Here is a 17709-nt window from a genome sequence, read left to right as displayed (position 1 = left end):
GGCCCCGGGAGCTAGGAGGTCGGCAGGCGGAGGGACGGGGTGGACGCCAGCAGGGCGGCCGTCTCGGGGGACACCGCGCCGGAGTCGAGGGCGGCGGAGTCAAGGGCGGCGGCGGGAAGATCGTCCACGACGCGGCCCCCGGCCAGGACGACGACCCGGTCGGCGACGCGGCGCGCCACCCGCAGGTCGTGGGTGACGAACACGATCGCGAGGCCCTCGTCCCGGCGCAGCTCGTCGAGCAGCGCGAGGACGCGTTCCTGGGCGATCACGTCGAGGCCGGTGGTCGGCTCGTCCGCGAGCAGGACGCGCGGCCGGGACGCGAGCGCGCGCGCCAGCGCGACCCGCTGCCGCTCCCCGCCCGACAGCGTCCTCGGCATGCGCCCGGCGAGCGCCGGGTCGAGCCCGACACGCGTGAGCAGCGCGTCCACGTCGGCGGCGGTCGCCCCGGCCTCGGCGATCACCTGCCGGACGGTGTGGCGCGGGTCGAAGGAGGCGAGGGCGTCCTGGAAGACCAGGCCGGTGCGGCGGCGCAGGGCGCGCCGGTCCCGGTCGCGCAGCGACCACACGTCCGAGCCGCGCAGCGCCCACACGTCCGAGCCGCGCAGCGATCTCGCGTCCGGGCCGCCCAGCGACCGCACGTCCGGGCCGCGCAGCGATCTCGCGTTCCGGGCCCGCGCGTCCGGGCCGCCGGCGAGGACCCGGCCGTCCTGGGGACGGTCGAGCGCGGCGAGCACCCCGACCAGCGTGGACTTCCCGGAACCGCTGCGTCCGACGACCGCGACGGCCTCGCCCTCCCGGACGTCGAGGTCGACCCCGTCGAGCGCTACCGTCGTCCGGGCGCGTCCGCCCAGCACCCGCCGGACGCCGCGCAGCGACACCGCCGTCTCCCCGCGCTCCCCCGGTTCCCGCGCGGACGGCTCCAGCCGGGCGGCGGAGGCCAGGGCCCGGGTGAAGGGGTGGCGCGGCTCGCCGAGGACGGTCCCGGGCGGCCCCTGTTCGACGACGCGCCCCTCGGTGATCACGGCGATCTCGTCGGCCCAGCGGGCCGCGACGGCGAGGTCGTGCGTGATCAGCAGGACGGCGCGGTCCTCGTCGCGGGCCTGGGCGCGGACGGCGTCCAGCACCTCGGCCTGCGTGACCGGGTCGAGCGCGGTGGTGACCTCGTCCGCGATCAGCAGGTCCGGGCCGAGGACGGTCGCCAGCGCCAGCGCGGCGCGCTGCGCCTGCCCGCCGGACAGCTCGTACGGGCGCGCGTGCCAGACGGCGTCGGGGTCCAGGCCGCAGCGGCGGAGCGCGTCGCGTCCGTCGGCCGCCGCGCGATGGGCGCGGACGGTCTCGGTGAGGTGGCGTCCGATCGTGATCGTGGGGTTGAGGCTGGCGACGGCGTCCTGGAAGGCGTAGCCGACGCGGCGGCCCCGGACGGCCCGCAGCTCGCGCTCCGGCAGGGTCAGCAGGTCGGTCTCGCCGAGCATGATCGCCCCGCCGGCCCGCACGCCCTCGCGGTTCAGGCCGACGACGGACCGCGCGGTCAGGGACTTCCCGCTGCCGGACGGTCCCGCCAGCGCGACGACCCGGCCGCGCGGGACCGTGAGGTCCAGGCCGTCCACGACCCGGCGGCCGGGGACGTCGATGGTCAGGGCCTTGAGGGTGAGGGCGTTCACCAGGCGCTCCCTTCGCCGCGCGCGAACGCCGACGCCAGGACGTTGACCGCGAGGATCGTCACGACCACGCACGCGGCCGGGAACGCGACGGTGTACCACTCGCCGGTCAGCAGGTGCTGCTGGGCCTCGGTGAGGAGGTTCCCCCAGCTCGGGCGGTTCGGCGGGACGCCCAGGCCGAGGAAGCTCAGCGTGGACTCGGTGAGGATCGCGTGGCCGACCTCGAACGCCGCGATCGACGCGATCGGCGGCAGCGCGCCCGGCAGCAGGTGCCGCCGCAGCACCTGCCACCGCGACAGGCCGAGCGCGTACGCGGCGCGGACGTACAGCCGCTCGCGCTGGCTGATGAGTTCCGCGCGGGCGACGAGCGCGACCGGCATCCAGCTCGTGACGGCGATCGCGACGACGACCGTCCCGAGGGACGGCCCGAGCAACGCGGACAGCGCGAGCGCGACGATCAGCATCGGGACCGAGAGCAGGACGTCCGCGATCCGCGAGATCAGCGTGGAGAGCCAGCGCGGTCCGGCGCCGGCGACCGCGCCGAGCAGGACGCCGGCCGCGACGGTGACGGCCCCGGCGAGGAGCCCGGCGGACAGGGACGTCCGCGCGCCGTAGAGCAGCCGCGTCCAGAGGTCGCGTCCGAGCAGGTCGGTGCCGAGCGGATGGCCGGGCGATCCGGGCGGGAGCGCCGTCGCGTCGGTGTCCGTCGCGAGCGGATCGTGCGAGGTCAGCAGGGGCGCGGCGACCGCCGCGAGCGCCATCGCGCCGAGGACCAGCGCCGCCGCCCACACGCCGGGACGTCCGGCGGGCATCCGGAACGCGAGCAGCCCCCGCCGCGAAGCCTCAGTGCGCATGGCCGGGTTCCAGTTTCACTCGGGGGTCGAGCCAGGCGACGGCGAGGTCGCCGAGCAGGTTGGCCACGACGACGATCACGCCCGTGATCAGGACGATCGCGGTGAGGACGGGGTAGTCCTGGCCCTGGGCGGCGAGGATGGCCTGCCGTCCGATGCCGGGCCAGGAGAAGATCAGTTCGGTGGCGTAGGCGCCCGCGACGAGGCCGCCGACGCCGACGCCGAGCCGGGCCGCGAACGGGACGAGCCCGGGACGCAGCAGGTGGCGCGGGACGACGACGCGTCCGGGGAGGCCGCGGGAGCGGGCGTTGTCGACGTGCGGGGCGGTCCGGAGGCGTCCGACGCCGGTCTCGACGAGCCGCGCGTACGCGCCGAAGTGGTGGCCGAACGCGAGCGCCAGCGCGGGCAGCACCAGGTGCGGCAGCAGCACGCCGACAGTGACCGGCTGGTCAGGCTCCGACACCCCGCCGGACGGCAGCCAGCCCAGCCAGGCCGAGAAGACCCAGAGCAGCAGCAGCGCGACCACGAACCCGGGCATGCCGCCGACGACGAACAGCGTGGTCTCGATGCCGCGGCGCAGCCAGGCGCGGCGGGTGAGCGCGGCGGCGAGGCCGACCGCGACCGCGCCGAGCACGCTGATCAGGACGGCCGCGCAGGTCAGCAGCAGCGTCCACGGGACGGTGTCCGCGAGCACCTCAGACACCGGGCGGCCCGTCTTGTAGGACGTGCCGAAGTCGCCGTGGAGGGCGCCCCCGACCCAGCGTCCGTACCGGACGGGCAGCGGGTCGTCCAGGCCCATGGACCTCCGGAGATCGGCGACGGCGGAGGCGCTCGGCGGACGCCCGCCCGACCGCGCCTCCAGGATGTTCGCCGCCGGATCACCGGGCGCGGCGTCCAGCAGGGCGAAGCACAGCGCGGACAGGGCGGCGACGACCACGACGGCCGCCGCCGCCCTGCGCGCTAGGACCAGGACCACTTCTCGGCGTTCCAGAAGAAGCCGTAGCCGTGGTGGCCCAGCGTGCGCTGCTCCGGCCCCTTCAGCGAGGACGGGACGACGTTGTCGGTCTTGAGGTAGGAGATCCAGACGAACGGCGGGTCCTCGGCGAGCGCCTTCTGGAGGTCGGCGTACGCCGCCTTCCGGACGGCCGGGTCGTCGGTGTCGCGGCCCTTGGCCAGGGCCTTGTCGACGCCGGTGTTGCTGTAGGAGCCGTAGTTCGAGCCGCCCTTGGCGAGCACCTCGCTGGACGAGAACGGCCCGAAGACCGACGAGTCCGGGTCGTAGGGCGTGCCCCAGCCGACGACGAACGCGTCCAGGTCGCCCCAGTGCTTGCGCACCCAGTCGCGCGGGCGCGGGTTCGGCTGGACGTCGAACCCGGCCTGCTTCAGCTGCGTCGCCGACACGTTCAGGATCGCGACGCGCGCGGAGTCCTCGGCGAACGTGCTCAGCTCGAACCGGACGGTCTTACCGTCCTTGGCCCACATGTTCTGCGCGTTCTTGGCGTATCCGGCGGACTTCATGAGCGCGTCGGCCTTGGCCGTGTCGAACGAGAACGGCGCCGGTTCGGTCTTGAACGGCGACTCGTCCAGCGGCCCGGTCGCGGGGCTGCCCTGCCCCTTGAGGACGCTCCGGACGATCGCGTCGCGGTCGACGGCGAAGTTCATCGCCTGCCGCACCCTCTTGTCCGCGAACACCGGCTTGCGGAAGTTCAGCATCAGCGCGCGGTAGTCGGCGGTCGGGTACGTCTCGACCCGGACGCCCTTCACGTTCCGCACCTGCGCGACCTGCTGCGGCTGGACGTGCGCCGCGTCCACCTCGCCGGCCCTGAGCTGGATCAGCCGGGCGCTGTCGTCCGGCACGTACTTGATCACGACCTTGGGCAGCTTCGGCTTGCCCTCGTAGTAGCCGTCGAACGGCGCGAGCTCCGCGTACTGCCCCGGCTTGTACGTCGTCAGCCGGAACGGCCCGGCGCCGACGGGGTGCTGACCGAAGTCGGCGTCGGTCAGCTTCTTCCCCTGGAGGACGTGCCGCGGCAGCAGGCCGACCGCCATGGCGTCCAGCAGCGGCGCGAACGGGCGGCTGAGCTTCAGCGTCGCCGTCGTCGCGTCCGGCGTCTCCACGGACGCGACCGAGGAGAAGTTCCGCGACAGCGGGACCTCGGCCCCGGCCCTCTTCATCTCCTCGATCGTGAACTTGACGTCCGCCGAGGTCAGCGGCTTGCCGTCCTGCCAGGTCAGGCCCTTGCGGAGCGTGAAGGCGTAGGTGCGGCGGTCGGGCGAGACCCGCCACGACTCGGCGAGGCCGGGCACCACCTTGTTGGCGGCGTCGTGGCGGGTCAGGCCGCGGAACACCATCTCGGTGACGGGGTCGATGTGCTCGTCCTGGAGGACGGGGTTCAGCGTGTCCGGCTCGTCGCCGATCGCGTACGTGAACGTCCCCCCGGGCTTCGCCTCGCCGCCGGATCCCCCGCAACCGGCGGCCGCCAGAGCGGTCACCACCCCGATGACCAGCACTGACTTACGCATATCACTCCTTGTTGCAAATACCTCGCAACAAGGACCATAGCAAGGGCGGCTCCAGAACGCCGAGTCGGCGACCGCTTACCCGGGCCCGCGCCACCGGCCTACCCGACGGTGGGACGGAGCGCCGAGCGGCGGATCTTCCCCGTGGACGTGCGCGGCAGCTCGGCGAGGAAGTTCACCGTCGCGGGCACCTTGTGCTCGGGCAGCCGCGTCCGCGCGAGGTCCAGCACCTCGGCGAGCAGGGCCATCTCGTCCGCGCCGGTCATCGCGACCGCGTACGCGTGCAGGACCCCCGCCTCCGTGGCGTCCGGCACCACCGCGACCTCCACCAGCCCGGGATGCTGGCCGAGGATCCGCTCCACCTCCAGCGGCGACACCCGGCGGCCCGACACCGTGACCTGGTCGAGCACCCGGCCGTGGTGGTGGACGAACCCGTCGTCGTCCACGTGCACGAGGTCGCCCGTGCGCAGCCAGCCGTCCGCCGTCAGCACCTCGGCCGTCTGCCCCGGCTTGCCGAGGTACTCCGTCATCACCGACGGCCCCCGCACGTACAGCACGCCCGGCTCGCCCGGACGCGCCGTCCGGCCGGGGCCCGCCTCGTTCCGGACGGAGATCTCGTACGGGTCGAGCGGCACCCCCAGCGCGCCGCGCCGCCGCCGCCCCACCGTGTTCGACACGAACGTGTGCCCGACCTCCGTGCTGCCCAGGCCGTCCAGCACCGGGCACCCGAGGACCTGCTCGATCCGGTCGGCGAGCGTCGGCAGCAGCGGCTCGCCCGCCGACGCCGCCGCGCGCAGCGACCCGAACGCGTGCCGCACCCCCGCCTCCCGCTCCGGCGCGGCGACCAGCCGCGCGTACCAGGTCGGGACGGTGAACAGCAGCGTCGGGCGGTGCCGCCGCGCCTGCTCCGCCGCGCCCTCGACGCTCGGCTGCGCCGCCCACAGCACCGCCGCCGCCCCGCAGAACATCGGGAACAACACGGTCGCGCCGAGCCCGTACGGATAGCACGCCTTGGCCAGCGAGAACACGACGTCCGACGGGTCCATCGCGAGGGCCCCGACGCCCATCGCGAGGAAGTACGCCTCGGCGTCGCCGTGCCGGTGCACCACACCCTTCGGCTTCCCGGTCGTCCCCGACGTGTACTGGACGTAGGCCGGGGCGCCCGGCCCCACCGGCACCGGCGGCGGGACGGACGCGGGCTCGTCGGCCAGGTCCTCCCCCGTCAGGACCCGCGCCGACGGGAACCGCACCGCCAGCTCCGGCCCGCAGACCACCACGCGCGGCTCGGCGTCCGCCAGGACGTACGCGTGCTCCTTCTCGCCCTGCTCGGGCCCGGTGAGGACCGCCACCGCACCGAGCCGGAGCGTCCCGAACAGGGCCGCGACCAGGGGGACCGAGTCGGGCAGCGCGAGCAGCACCCGGTCCCCGCGCCGGACCCCGGCCGCGCGCAGCACCCCCGCCGCGCGCGCCGCGGCGGCGTGCGCCTCGCCGTGGCTGATCGTCGCGTCACCGGCGTAGAACAGGGGCCGGTCGCGCCACCCGTGGGCGTCCGCGCGATCGGCCAGGTCGGACGCGAGATTGCCTTCCATGTCGGCTCCTTCCGCCTGGGACGACAAGCGGAGGCTACGCCGGGTAGGCATACCGACACGGCCGGTTTCCCCCATTCCGGTCTAACCGGGTCGGGAATTAGGTCATACCTACGGACACCATGATCTGTCCCTGTTGACCCGAAAGAACCGCATCTGACCGGCCATTCCCGTCCATCGCCGGGCGACACGCCGGGAGTTTCGGCCGCAACCCGTCACGGGACCCCCGGAATTCGGGCCTACCGCCGTCCCCACCGGACGGGGGTTTTCGGTCCCCCCGAGGCCGCATACGAGCGGCCCCCGAGGCACACGAGGAGGAAGTTCACCCGTTTCGGCAGGTCATCCGGGTAGGGATTTCCCACATGGCCGAGTCGGGCGGGAAGCGGATCCCCGCGGGGCCACGCCGGTCAGGCGGGGAGCGGCTCCCAGCCGGTCGGACGGCGCACCATGAGCTCGCGCGTCAGGAGGGACCCGGCGGGGACGTCCCAGTTCGCCGGGACGGCGGGGTCGGCGGCGCGCTCGGCCGTCCACACCTGGGCGACCGCCCAGCGCAGCTTCGCGATCCCGTCCGGGTGCCCGGTGCCGGTCGCGACGAACACGTCCCGCGCGGGCGCGGCCACGACGAGATCTCCGTCCACGTCCTGGGCGAGCTTGTCGCAGAACCCCTCGTCCAGCAGCAGGCTCGCCTCCAGGCCGCCCCGGCCGGACGGGTCCCGGGCGTCCGCGGAGCCCAGCGTCACCGTCACGGCGCGGGCGTCCGGATACCAGCCGAACGCCAGCTCCGGACGCAGGTCCCGCAGGTTGATCGACGCCTGCCGGGCCAGGTCGCGCGGGTCGATGCCGAGCTCCCCGCAGTGCCGCCGCGCGACGTGCTCGTAGCGGCGTCCCGCGCCCGCGCCCGGCAGCGTCACCATGCCGGGCTCGGCGGGCAGCTCCAGCGCGTAGGTCACGTACAGATCGGCGGCGAACGGCTCGCGGATCGGCTCCTCGCCGGGCGGCAGCGGGAACTCCAGCTGCACGTCACACGGGACCTTGGCCCTCATGAGCGGCACGACGAGTCTGCTCCGCGGCTCGGTCACCGGCGAACCTCCTTGCACGGCGGGATGGGCGGGGTACGCAAGTCGATCACCTTACCGGGACGCCCGCCCCGGCGGGCGGCCCTCACGCGTGTCCCGCCAGGGCGGGCGGCCCTCAGGCGTGTCCCGCCGCCGTCCGCGCGGCGGGCACGGCGGGCGGGCCGCCGGGCGGGACGAGAGGCAGCCCCGCCGGGGCGCCGCCCTCGATGAGCGCCTCGATCGCGGCGGTGTCGAGATGCGCGTCGACGAGGTCGGCGACCGTGTCGAGAGCGGCCTCGCGGAGCGCGGCGAACGAGACGTCCGGCGCGGGCGTGAAGGCCCGCCCAGCGCGCGCGGCGACGTCGGCGAGGAACGCCCGCCGGAACCCGTCGCTCTCCAGCGCGCCATGCCAGGTCGTGCCGTACACGGCGCCCACACGGCAGCCGTCGAGGAACGGCTCGCCGCCCTCCGGCTCGACGATGCCGTGGTGGATCTCGTACGCCTGGACGGGCTGTCCGTAAGCCGTACCGGACGGCCGTCCGAGCATCTTGTCCGGGCCGAAACGCACCCGCGTCGGGAGGACGCCGAGACCCTCGACCGTGCCGGCGCCCGACTCGTACTCGTCCTCGATCGTCCGGGCGAGCATCTGGTGCCCGCCGCAGATCCCGAGGACGGGCCTGCCCTCGTGCGCGCGCGCGACGATCGCGTCCGCGAGACCACGTTCGCGCAGCCACGCGAGGTCGGCGACCGTCGCGCGCGAACCCGGCAGAATCACCAGGTCCGCGTCCGCGAGCTCCCCCGGCGTCGTCACATACCGGACGACCACCCCGGGTTCGCAGGTCAGCGCGTCCACGTCGGTGAAGTTGGAGATGCGCGGCACCCGGACGACCGCCACCCGCAGCGTCTCCCGCCCGACCGGCGGCGCGGCCTGCGCGCGCGGGCCGTCCAGGGCCAGCGAGTCCTCGGCGTCCAGGTTCAGGCCCGGCGTCCACGGCAGCACGCCCAGCGTCGGACGGCCCGTCAGCGCCTCCAGCTGCGCCAGCCCGGGCGCGAGCAGTTCCTCCGCGCCCCGGAACTTGTTGATCACGAACCCGGCGACCAGCGCCTGATCCGCGGGCTCCAGCAGCGCGACCGTCCCGAACAGGGACGCGAACACCCCGCCCCGGTCGATGTCCCCGACCACGATCACCGGCAGGTCCGCGGCCCGCGCGAGCCCCATGTTCGCCAGGTCGCCGCGCCGCAGGTTGATCTCCGCCGGGCTCCCCGCCCCCTCGCAGACCACCACGTCGTGCGCGGCCCGCAGCTCGGCCAGGCTGTCGAGGACGACCTCCCGCAGCCGCTCCTTGTGCGCGCCGTACTCCAGCGCGTCCACCTCCGCGACCGGACGCCCGAGCAGCACGATCTGGCTCCGCCGGTCGCTCCCCGGCTTCAGCAGCACCGGGTTCATCAGCGCGGACGGCTCGACCCCCGCCGCGAGCGCCTGCGTGTACTGCGCCCGCCCGATCTCCGCGCCGTCCGCCGTCACCATCGAGTTCAGCGACATGTTCTGCGCCTTGAACGGCGCGACCCGCACGCCCTTCCGCGCCAGCCACCGGCACAGCCCCGCCGTCAGGACGCTCTTCCCCGCGTCCGACGTCGTCCCGGCCACCAGCAACGCCCTGCCACGCCTCATCGACGCACCTTCCGATCCCGCGCGCCCGCGAGGGCCGCGCACACAACCGCCGCCGCCACGGTCACCCGCCTGGACAACCGCACCGCGCGCCGGATGTCCGCGACCTCCGGCGACCGCCCGTCACCCAGCTCAGGACGCTTCTCGACCTGCCCGCCATACGCGTTGGCCCCGCCCAGCCGGACGTCCAGGGCACCGGCGAACGCGGACTCGCACCGCCCCGCGTTCGGACTCGGGTGGGACGCGCCGTCCCGCCGCAGCACCCGCCACGCCTCGGACCGCCGTCCCCGCGGCGCGACCGCCACCACCAGCAGCCCGGTCAACCGCGCCGGCACAAGATTCACCGCGTCGTCGAACCGCGCCGACGCCCACCCGAACCGCTCATAACGCGGACTGCGGTACCCGACCATCGCGTCCAGGGTGTTCGCGGCCCGGTACGCCAGCAGCCCCGGGACCCCGCCGACCGCGCCCCACACCAACGGCGCGATGGACGCGTCCGACGTGTTCTCCGCCACCGACTCCACCGTCGCCCGCGCCAGCTCGTCCGCGCCGAGCCCGGCCGGATCCCGTGCGCACAGATGCCCGAGCCGCCCCCGCGCCGCCTCGATGTCACCGTCCTCGAGGAACCCGCTCATGACGCGTCCCTCACGTCCCAGGGACGTCCCGCCGAGAACCGCCCACGTCGCGAGCGCCGTCACCCCCGCGCGCACGAGCGGCCGCCCCCGGACGGCCCGCTCCACCACAACGCCCCCGGCGAGCGTCCCGCCCACCAGCACCGCCGTGTACGCCACCCCGCGCGCACGAGAGTCGGCGTACACCTTCTTCTCCAAACCCGACGCCACACGCCCGAACGCCGCCACCGGATGCCCACGCCGGGGATCACCCACCAGAGCGTCCAGTGCCACGCCCGCGAGCAGCCCCACGGCCCTAGACGAGATGCGCATCAAGTTCGTCCCAATGAGTGTCCAGCCAGTCCTGAGCCCGCCGGATGCGCCCGCCCGCGCCCCCGCGCCACAGCCGCGCCCAGGCTCCCCCGCCCTCGGCACGCCGCTTCATCGCCCGGTACGACCGCTCGAACCGCACCCGCGCCGCGGGCAGCAGCTCACGCCGCTCCCCCGCAGACAACCCGTACGCGTCCGCGAAGATCCGCATCCGCCGCCCAGCGTCCACGTCGTACAGCAGATCGTCCCGATCCGCCGGATCCGCGATCGGCGCCCAGTGCCGCAACGCCGTCACCACGTCGTACATCCGCGTCGTGGGCCGCGCGAGATCGAAGTCGATCAACGCCACCGGCACCCCGCCACGGAACACCACGTTCTCGGGCGTCACATCACAATGCCCGATCACCTCGGCCGGCCCATCGAAGTTCGACGCCACCGAGTCCCACGGATCCTCTACCCGAGTCCCATACGACCGAACAGCCTCGTGATACCGCCGAAGCAACGCCCCAACGCCCGCCAACGCCTCATCACCAACAGCCCACGCCGGCAGCGGTGAACGCGGGCACTCCCCGTCCACCCAGCTCAAGATCTCCCGGCCCCGCTCGTCCACCCCGAGCATCCGCGGAGCCCCGTCGAACCCCACGGCCTCCAGATGCCGCAGCAGCCCGTGCACCGCCGGACTGTGCGCCCCCATCACCCGCCGCACCGTCTCCCCGGCACGCACCACGCCCTCGGTGACGTCCCCGCCCGCGAGCGGCACCTCGATCTCCAGCACCACAAACCAGAACGATATGACCTTCCCGCACGTCCCAGCGCCGCCCACCCGCCGAACCCCCCAACCTGACCACACCCCCTGGCCCGACAGTGCGAACACACCCCGCCTCGCTCTAGACTCCTCTCTCACAAGCGCCCATAGCTCAGCCGGATAGAGCAGCAGACTTCTAATCTGCCGGTCGGGGGTTCGAATCCCTCTGGGCGCGCCACCCACTGACCTGCGAAAACCCCACCACGGTCAAGATCAACTCCCGCCGGGCTTACCCCGTTTCGTCCCCATGGTTGCTCCGTGGTTGCTCCGTGGTCGCACAGCGGCCCCCAACGCCCCCGACCGCACCCGCTGTGACCCATGCCACCCACGCGACCCGCCACGCCGCCCCACGCCCGTAGGCCCGTCCGATGGGCCCGGCGGGAAACCCGAACCCCACCCCCACGCGTTCGGTCGCGTAAACGCCCGTCGGCCCCGCCGGGACGGCACGTCCCAGCGGGGCCGACGGGTTGACGGGCGGTCGGGTCACGCCATGCACACAGGCGCGGCCCGGTTACGCGTTGAGGATGATGGCGGCGGCGTCTTCGGCGGACTTGTGCGCGAGCTGTGGGAGCAGGCTGGTGTAGGTGTCGGCGGCGATCGTGATCGACGACAACCGCAAGGTCTCCTGGACGACCTTCATGTCGTGCCCTGCGGCGAGCAGGAACGAGGCCGCGCCGTGCCGCAGGTCATGCAGTCGGACCGGCGGCAGCCCGGCCTCCATGGCCAGCAGCTCGAACTGGTCGGTGACCTTGTTCGGGACCAGCGCCCGCCCGAACTCGTCGGTGAACACCAGGCCGGTGTCATGCCAGTCCTGCCCGGCGGCCAGACGGTCGGTGTTCTGCTGGGCCTTGCGTGCGCGCAGGACCGCGATGGTGGAGGTGTCCAGGGTGATGGTCGCCTCGCCCGCCTCCGACTTCGGCTCGCCCCCGACCGATTCGCTTCCCAGCTGCAGGATCTGCCAGCGGACTGTGACGGTGCGCTTGTCCAGATCCACATCGGACCAGTGCAACCCGCACGCCTCTCCGCGCCGCAGGCCGCGGAAGGCGATCACGTAGTACAGGGCGTACCACGGGTGGGCTTCGGCGCGCTCCAGGAACGTCCTGGTCTGGGCCGGGGTCCACACCATCACCGGCGAAGGCCGAGGCGCGCCGATGTAGGCGTCGATCCGGTTGAGCTGAGTGTCGTGGCGGGTGGGGTTCCTCGTCCGCAGTCGCTTGCGGCGTGCGTTGACCTCGGTGGTGTAGGTGACCAGGTCCTTGCGCCACTGGGTGACCCGCTCTTCGGTCCACACCAGCGCCTTGGGCGCTTTGCCGGACGGCAGCTCCACCAAAGCGGCGACGTTCACCTCGATCCGACGCTCCTTGACCGCCTTGTTCAACGCGGCGCGCAGGGTGGCGCGGATGCGCTGCTTGGTCGCCGCGCCCACCACCCGCCGTCCCTTCACCCGGTCGAGCAGGTCCGGATCACCGAACTCGCGGGCGCGGGTGATCAGCTCGTTGTGGTCGTCGATGGCCTCGAACAGGTGGTCCACATGCGCGACCCGCAGCTTGTCCAGGTCGAGATGCCCGAGGTGGGGTTTGAGGTAGAGGCGGATGTGCCCGGCGTAACCGCGGCGAGTCCCGTCCCGAAGTCCCTTACGCCCAGTAAGCCACTGGTCGAGGAACTCGCCCACGGTGATCGAGGAGCCGAGCTCCTGGCCGGTGCGGTGCTTGCGACGCACCTGCTCGGGGTCCGGGAGCTGCCGGGTCTCCTTGATCGTCGCCTGGATCAGGTCGGCGATCTGGATCCGGATCGTCTCGTCCTCGCCGGCGATGCCGAGGAGTTCCCGGGCCTGGTTCATCTCGGCCTCGGCGTCGGCCTGGCTGGCGTAGCCGGAGCGGCGCAGCGGACCGCGCCGGGCGCCATCGGCATGACGGGGCATCTCCAGCTGGTAGTTCCACTTGCCGTGGGTCGGGCTCCATCGGCCGTCGGCGCGGAACAGCTTGGGGCATTTGCGGCCGAGTTTTGTGCCGTCTTCGCTGCGGCAGCCGCAGGATTTGAAGGTGCTTCCGGTCGCGGCCACCTCATCCCTCCTTCCGGCGCGAGCCCGGCTGCGGCTGCGGCTGGGGCGGGGTGGGGGCGGTGGTGAGGCCGAGGAAGGTCTGAAGGTCGCTGGTGCGGACCCGGTAGGAACGGCCGACCTTCCAGACCGCACACGGGAACCGGCCGGTCCGGGCGAGCTCATACGCCTTGGTACGGCCCACACCCAGCGCACGGGCGGCGGTGACCAGGTCGATGCTGGCGGGCAGGTCACTGATCTGCTCGGCTGTCAGTCCCCGGCGCAGAGTCGGCTCGCCCCGTCGCGGAGCCGGTCCGCGACGCGGGCGTGCAGGGGACGCGGCCGCGGGTCGCCGATGGGGGCGGCGGCCCCTTGCGGCGAGTGTGCTGGAGACACGGTCAGTGGTCTGTTCGGTGGTGTGTTCGGGCACAGAACATCCTTCGCGTGAGACGACTCTGGGAGACGGAGAAGGCGATTGCGCGTGGCGGGAACGATCCGGCGATCGTCGGGACCGTTGGGTGCTGGTGAGCATCCGTGGATGCACCCTCACCTCCCCGATCAAGGTCAAGCCCGCCCCGATCACCTCGTCGAGGGCGGCGCAGGTGCCAGCGACCTGCCAACCTCCTTCACCCGCAGAGAAGGCCGATCCGACCAGCGATTGGACACCCGGAAAGGTAAAGGTCCGGGGCGCCGACCAGTTGGCATCCGGCACGGTCTGGCGGTCAATGGCTGATCTCTGGCGGTTCATGGGCGGCCACAGACGCCGGATGAGTCCTGAGCCCGGATGTGACCTGGGCTCACATGCCTCGGAGTCGAATCAAACCGAGCCGATACCGGGAGCCGTCTGAGGGCATCACCGCTGTAGTAGGCGTTGGTGGTGGTTCGGTTTCATGGGGCAGGACCGGACTTGTTTGTCCTGGCGTGCAGACCCCGCCTGTTCGTTTCCTGGCCTGTGGGAGCGGCCGGGCGGACTCTGGCGTGGCGGCACCCGTTCGGCCACTGGCGAACCAGTCCGCTCAGCCCGGGGTGGAACACGACCACCCACCACACCTACCCCGCGCACCAGCCTCGGCCGACCCGGCCCATCACCCTGAACCGCTCTGGCCCCGTCCGCGCCACCTTGGAGCAAGCCCGCCCAGAGCACCCACCACCCGCACCACCGTGGCGCACCTCCGTCAGAGCACCCACCATCTGCGCCGCCTGCTCCGCCCCCGTCGGCGTCGTGAGCGAGGCCGGGCGACTCCACCAGAGCTGCAATCGCATCAACACGCGGGCTTGTCCTTGTTCACCGAGGTGCGGGTGCATGCATGCCCGGTCCCGTCCGGGACCGGACACGCATGACGTGCGGACCGCCCGCACCCGCCCAAGGCCCGTCATGGGCCCCGGGCCGGGGCCGTGGCTGTCTGGCGTCAGACGATCGAAAGGGCACCGGCATGACTCACCACGACCACAGCATCCCGCCCGCCGGGCGTCGGGCCGCCCCGTCCACCGCCAAGAGGAGCGCTCGGGGCGTGACGGTGAACATGGCGCGCAGGGTCTGGGACCTGGTCGACCCGTACGCGTTGGCCTCGCTACTGTCGCCCGACGACGCGGGCACCGTCCTGGACCTGCACGAGGGGCAGGTCGGCGTTCTGCCCTTCCGGCCCGGCCTGACCGCCAACGCCCGCGCCTGGTCGGCCCGCCTGCCCTGGGCGGCGCTGATCCTCTACCCGGCAACCCGGGAACCCGTCCAGTACCCCATCACCGAGCACCGCCTGGCCGCCGACACCGCCGCGGCCAAGGTCTACCTGTTCCCCGCCCACATCTTTACCGAGCGGGCATGGCGCAAGGGGGACACCTTCCAGCACATCGACTACCTCAACGACAATCAGCCCGGGGTGTTCTGGATCAACCTCGACGACGCCTCCACACGAGGCGACCTCAACCCGTACGAGATCACCAACCCCAACACCACCAACCGGACATAACGAGAATCCCTTCTCGGCTACCGGGCGGGACGGCAGACGACCATCACCGCCTCGCCTGGTAGCTCCCCCGAGCAGCGCCGTGTCCCGGGCCCAGGTCCGGTTCTGCTGCAGTACGGAATCCGCACCAGGTCTTCTCCACGGCCTTCCGCTGGGCCCCGGCCTGGGGGTTCTCCCTATGACAAGAATCCCCGGCACTCCCCATCAATGCAGGTGGAGGGCATGATGAGGACCGGCAGGCGCTCCCGACTCGCCTCTACGGACGACCAGACCCCAGTAGCGCACACGAGTTCGGGCGGATCAATGCGCCCGCCGACACCGCTCCCCGCCCGCCATCCCCCGTCGCCCACCCTCATCCAGCCCGGCGACAGCCACGCACGGCCCGGCACTCCGAACGAGCGAACGGGCGGGCGGGCGGGCGAACCAGGGCGGTGACAAGTCCCAGCCTCACACGAACACCGAGCCGACACCGCCCCGCCGGGCCGCCCCGACCCGGCGGCCTGAGGCACACGGGCCCGGACACCACCGGTCTCCGGCCACCAGGGGCCCTGACCCGCCCCACACGCGCACGAACACCTCCCACCGGCAGGACACGCCCGCCGCACGCGTACCACGCGTGTGCCGCGCGCACGGGGCCGGGCCGGTACCAGGCCGCCCCTGCCGGGGGGCACCACCGCGAACGCCAGCGGGGCGGGAACCGATCCCTCGGCCCCGCCCCGCTGGCACCGGTGCACTACGCAGCGGTCCCGGTTCCGGCCGCAGCATCGGCGTCCGCGCCGGTTACTCTGTCGGCGGCGGCGGTGTCGTCGGTGGCAGGGGCGGCGCGGTAGCGCATGGGCTTCTCACACGTCAGCACGGCCTCGCCCTGACTCGCCATGGTCGCCAACGCGTTGGCGACCGCGCCGGACGACCGGTCCAACACCCGCGCGATCTCACCCGGGGTGAAATCGGTGTCCCGGTGAGCGCTCAGATGCGCGGCCACGGCCGGACGCAACGGCGCGGGGGGCTTGCGGTCACCGGTACCGACCGGGCCGCCCGTCGGGACCGTCCCGCCACCGGTACGGGCACGGCGGGCGCGGGCGTTCCCGGTCGCGACCGCCAACGCGTTGACGGCGTCGAACACGGGAGTGAGAGCCGTGTTGATGGTGTCGGCGTCCGCACCGTCGGCTACGGTCGCGTACGCGGCCGTAGCCGACGCGATCAGATCCGCCAACCCCTCACGCGCCGACTCGATCGCGTGAGCCCGCGCCAGTTCCGCCATGGCCGCCGCACGACGCTCCCCCTCCCGCCGCTCACGCTCCTCCAAATCGGCCTTCGCCGCCGCCCGCCGCCCAGACTCCTCACCCATGATCCGCATCGCGTCCTCGACCCTCTCCGGCGTCAACGCCGCAACCGGGGCCGGGGCGTCCGGTGCGGGTGCGGTGTCCTCGTCCGGGGCCGGGGCCGGGGCATCCGTGGCGGTGCCGTCCGTGGCCGGGGCGTCCGGCGCGGCGTCCCTACCGTCGTGGTCCGGGGTGGCGGGACTGGGACGCCACACGTCGCCGTCACGGACGACATGCCCCAAGTCGACCATGGTCTTGAGAGCGTCCCTGACGGCCCTCTGGGGCGTCCCAGCCGTCTTCGCGATCACCGCGACCGTGCCGCCACCCGTGGCCGTGAGCGCATCCCACACACGCCGCATGTCCTCGCCCCAGGCGACCGGGGAGTCCGCCACAGCGGGCGCGGTGGGGGCGGCGTCGCTCACGTCAGGGATGGTGTTCGCGGGGGCGGGGATGGTGTTCGCGGGGGCGGGGATGGTGTTCGCGGGCATTCCATGACTCCTTTTCTCCATCCCGGCGCGGGAACATTATTTCCCGCCGGAACCGGGGTTCGTACTTTCGTTCTACTTTCACCATCCCTCGATCGCGAGCATTCCACACCCGCAACACACAACAAATACCGTTACCCGAACGGCTGGAGTGGCTTCCCTAACATGCGAACGAACATCCGAAAGATTCGCCAATCCCGACCGCGAAACACTTGACATGCTCACGCGCCGCCACATCGTCAGAATAGACGTGCACGAACCGACCCCTGTGGATCACGACCACGTCTTCATTTAAAAAAGCCCGACAAGGGGGTCCAGTCGTCTCGCCACACGCCTCCCTCGAAGACTCAACTTCCCGTCCCCGCAAGCCACCTCGAGACTCCTCACAGGAAGCGTTGATGTCGCTTTCGAAGCGAAGTGAATAAAGGGTGGAGAGGGAACGAGGAAGAGGATGACGCACCGGCGAGCCTCGCCGTCGCATCGCGTGCGTCTACTACAGGGGTGTCTCTGGGAGACAAGTCGGGGCGCCCGAAGCCACCCCAGACCCCGTCTGACCTGCGCCTGATATACGGCCCCGGGGGTATGCGTCCAGAAGACCCCCTCAATCACCCCTCAAAACCCCCTCACAACCCCCCCATTGCTTCGATACCCCTTGCCCGGTTATGTCCGATAAGGCGACTGTGGAATAAACTCAGGGAGTCAGGAGCGAGCACACCGAGTCCGCTGCAGAGCAGACGGCGGCGACAGCCTCCACAGAAACATTCAAAGTTCCGCTTTCGATGTCCAGAAGTCCACGCCGAAGAACCATTTTAGAA

The 17709-nt window shown here is 72.6% G+C and carries 13 protein-coding genes and 1 tRNA gene; 2 read left to right on the top strand and 12 right to left on the bottom strand.

The genetic code is table 11. The features are described 5' to 3' along the window. Nucleotides 1-11: 11 nt before the first annotated feature. The 9 genes from EBO15_RS47080 to EBO15_RS20305 all read right to left on the bottom strand — a co-directional run bounded on the left by EBO15_RS47080 (nucleotide 12) and on the right by EBO15_RS20305 (nucleotide 11058). Nucleotides 12-1661, bottom strand: coding sequence for an ABC transporter ATP-binding protein (locus tag EBO15_RS47080; RefSeq protein ID WP_158628296.1), 1650 nt, complete (start codon nucleotides 1659-1661; stop codon nucleotides 12-14). Next, entirely contained in the window at nucleotides 1658-2512 is an 855-nt protein-coding gene (locus EBO15_RS20340; RefSeq protein ID WP_122196007.1) for an ABC transporter permease, read from the bottom strand. Before EBO15_RS20340 ends, EBO15_RS47080 begins: the two co-directional genes overlap by 4 nt. Further along, a complete protein-coding gene (locus EBO15_RS20335; RefSeq protein ID WP_233616314.1) occupies nucleotides 2502-3485 on the bottom strand; it encodes an ABC transporter permease in 984 nt (327 codons plus the stop codon). Before EBO15_RS20335 ends, EBO15_RS20340 begins: the two co-directional genes overlap by 11 nt. Then, nucleotides 3470-5032 (bottom strand): ABC transporter substrate-binding protein, encoded by a 1563-nt coding sequence (locus tag EBO15_RS20330; protein ID WP_122196006.1) that lies wholly within the window; start codon nucleotides 5030-5032, stop codon nucleotides 3470-3472. The genes EBO15_RS20335 and EBO15_RS20330 overlap by 16 nt, the downstream gene beginning before the upstream one ends. A gap of 98 nt (nucleotides 5033-5130) precedes the next feature. Further along, nucleotides 5131-6618, bottom strand: coding sequence for an AMP-binding protein (locus tag EBO15_RS20325; RefSeq protein ID WP_122196005.1), 1488 nt, complete (start codon nucleotides 6616-6618; stop codon nucleotides 5131-5133). 404 nt (nucleotides 6619-7022) lie between these two features. Then, nucleotides 7023-7694, bottom strand: a complete 672-nt coding sequence (locus tag EBO15_RS20320) for a DUF1444 domain-containing protein (protein ID WP_122196004.1) — start codon at nucleotides 7692-7694, stop codon at nucleotides 7023-7025. Between the two features lie 112 nt (nucleotides 7695-7806). After that, on the bottom strand, nucleotides 7807-9342 hold the full coding sequence (locus tag EBO15_RS20315; protein WP_122196003.1) for a cobyric acid synthase: 1536 nt from the start codon (nucleotides 9340-9342) through the stop codon (nucleotides 7807-7809). Then, the gene (locus tag EBO15_RS20310; protein ID WP_122196002.1) at nucleotides 9339-10283 is read right to left on the bottom strand and encodes a cobalamin biosynthesis protein; all 945 of its coding nucleotides are present in this window, start codon (nucleotides 10281-10283) and stop codon (nucleotides 9339-9341) included. Before EBO15_RS20310 ends, EBO15_RS20315 begins: the two co-directional genes overlap by 4 nt. Continuing rightward, nucleotides 10267-11058, bottom strand: a complete 792-nt coding sequence (locus tag EBO15_RS20305) for a phosphotransferase (protein WP_147481574.1) — start codon at nucleotides 11056-11058, stop codon at nucleotides 10267-10269. Before EBO15_RS20305 ends, EBO15_RS20310 begins: the two co-directional genes overlap by 17 nt. A 128-nt stretch (nucleotides 11059-11186) precedes the next feature. Between EBO15_RS20305 and EBO15_RS20300 the strand changes: the two genes are divergently transcribed. Beyond that, nucleotides 11187-11263, top strand: a tRNA-Arg gene (locus EBO15_RS20300). A 333-nt stretch (nucleotides 11264-11596) separates the two neighbouring features. On the opposite strand, the gene EBO15_RS20295 is transcribed toward EBO15_RS20300, so the two are convergent. Then, entirely contained in the window at nucleotides 11597-13147 is a 1551-nt protein-coding gene (locus EBO15_RS20295; RefSeq protein ID WP_199744683.1) for a site-specific integrase, read from the bottom strand. Nucleotide 13148: 1 nt separating this feature from the next. After that, a complete protein-coding gene (locus EBO15_RS20290) occupies nucleotides 13149-13655 on the bottom strand; it encodes a helix-turn-helix domain-containing protein (RefSeq protein WP_122196043.1) in 507 nt (168 codons plus the stop codon). 901 nt (nucleotides 13656-14556) lie between these two features. On the opposite strand from EBO15_RS20290, the gene EBO15_RS20285 reads away from it, so the two are divergent. Then, complete coding sequence (locus EBO15_RS20285) at nucleotides 14557-15090, top strand: hypothetical protein (protein WP_147481573.1); 534 nt, start codon at nucleotides 14557-14559, stop codon at nucleotides 15088-15090. Nucleotides 15091-15820: 730 nt separating this feature from the next. Here EBO15_RS20285 and EBO15_RS20280 read toward each other — a convergent pair. Further along, complete coding sequence (locus tag EBO15_RS20280) at nucleotides 15821-16897, bottom strand: hypothetical protein (RefSeq protein WP_158628295.1); 1077 nt, start codon at nucleotides 16895-16897, stop codon at nucleotides 15821-15823. Nucleotides 16898-17709: the final 812 nt, after the last annotated feature.

It is taken from the genome of Actinomadura harenae, from assembly GCF_003696215.1.
GTDB classification, from domain to species: domain Bacteria; phylum Actinomycetota; class Actinomycetes; order Streptosporangiales; family Streptosporangiaceae; genus Spirillospora; species Spirillospora harenae.
Note: the sequence above shows the minus strand (reverse complement) of the source record. Positions and strands in the feature narration are given on the sequence as shown.

Bases quoted from the DNA above. Each gene is read 5' to 3' on its own strand.
- EBO15_RS20340 (WP_122196007.1), bottom strand. From the start codon at position 2,512: ATGCGCACTGAGGCTTCGCGGCGGGGGCTGCTCGCGTTCCGGATGCCC.
- EBO15_RS20330 (WP_122196006.1), bottom strand. From the start codon at position 5,032: ATGCGTAAGTCAGTGCTGGTCATCGGGGTGGTGACCGCTCTGGCGGCC.
- EBO15_RS20325 (WP_122196005.1), bottom strand. From the start codon at position 6,618: ATGGAAGGCAATCTCGCGTCCGACCTGGCCGATCGCGCGGACGCCCAC.
- EBO15_RS20315 (WP_122196003.1), bottom strand. From the start codon at position 9,342: ATGAGGCGTGGCAGGGCGTTGCTGGTGGCCGGGACGACGTCGGACGCG.
- EBO15_RS20310 (WP_122196002.1), bottom strand. From the start codon at position 10,283: ATGCGCATCTCGTCTAGGGCCGTGGGGCTGCTCGCGGGCGTGGCACTG.
- EBO15_RS20290 (WP_122196043.1), bottom strand. From the start codon at position 13,655: ATGCTCACCAGCACCCAACGGTCCCGACGATCGCCGGATCGTTCCCGC.
- EBO15_RS20285 (WP_147481573.1), top strand. From the start codon at position 14,557: ATGACTCACCACGACCACAGCATCCCGCCCGCCGGGCGTCGGGCCGCC.
- EBO15_RS20280 (WP_158628295.1), bottom strand. From the start codon at position 16,897: ATGCCCGCGAACACCATCCCCGCCCCCGCGAACACCATCCCCGCCCCC.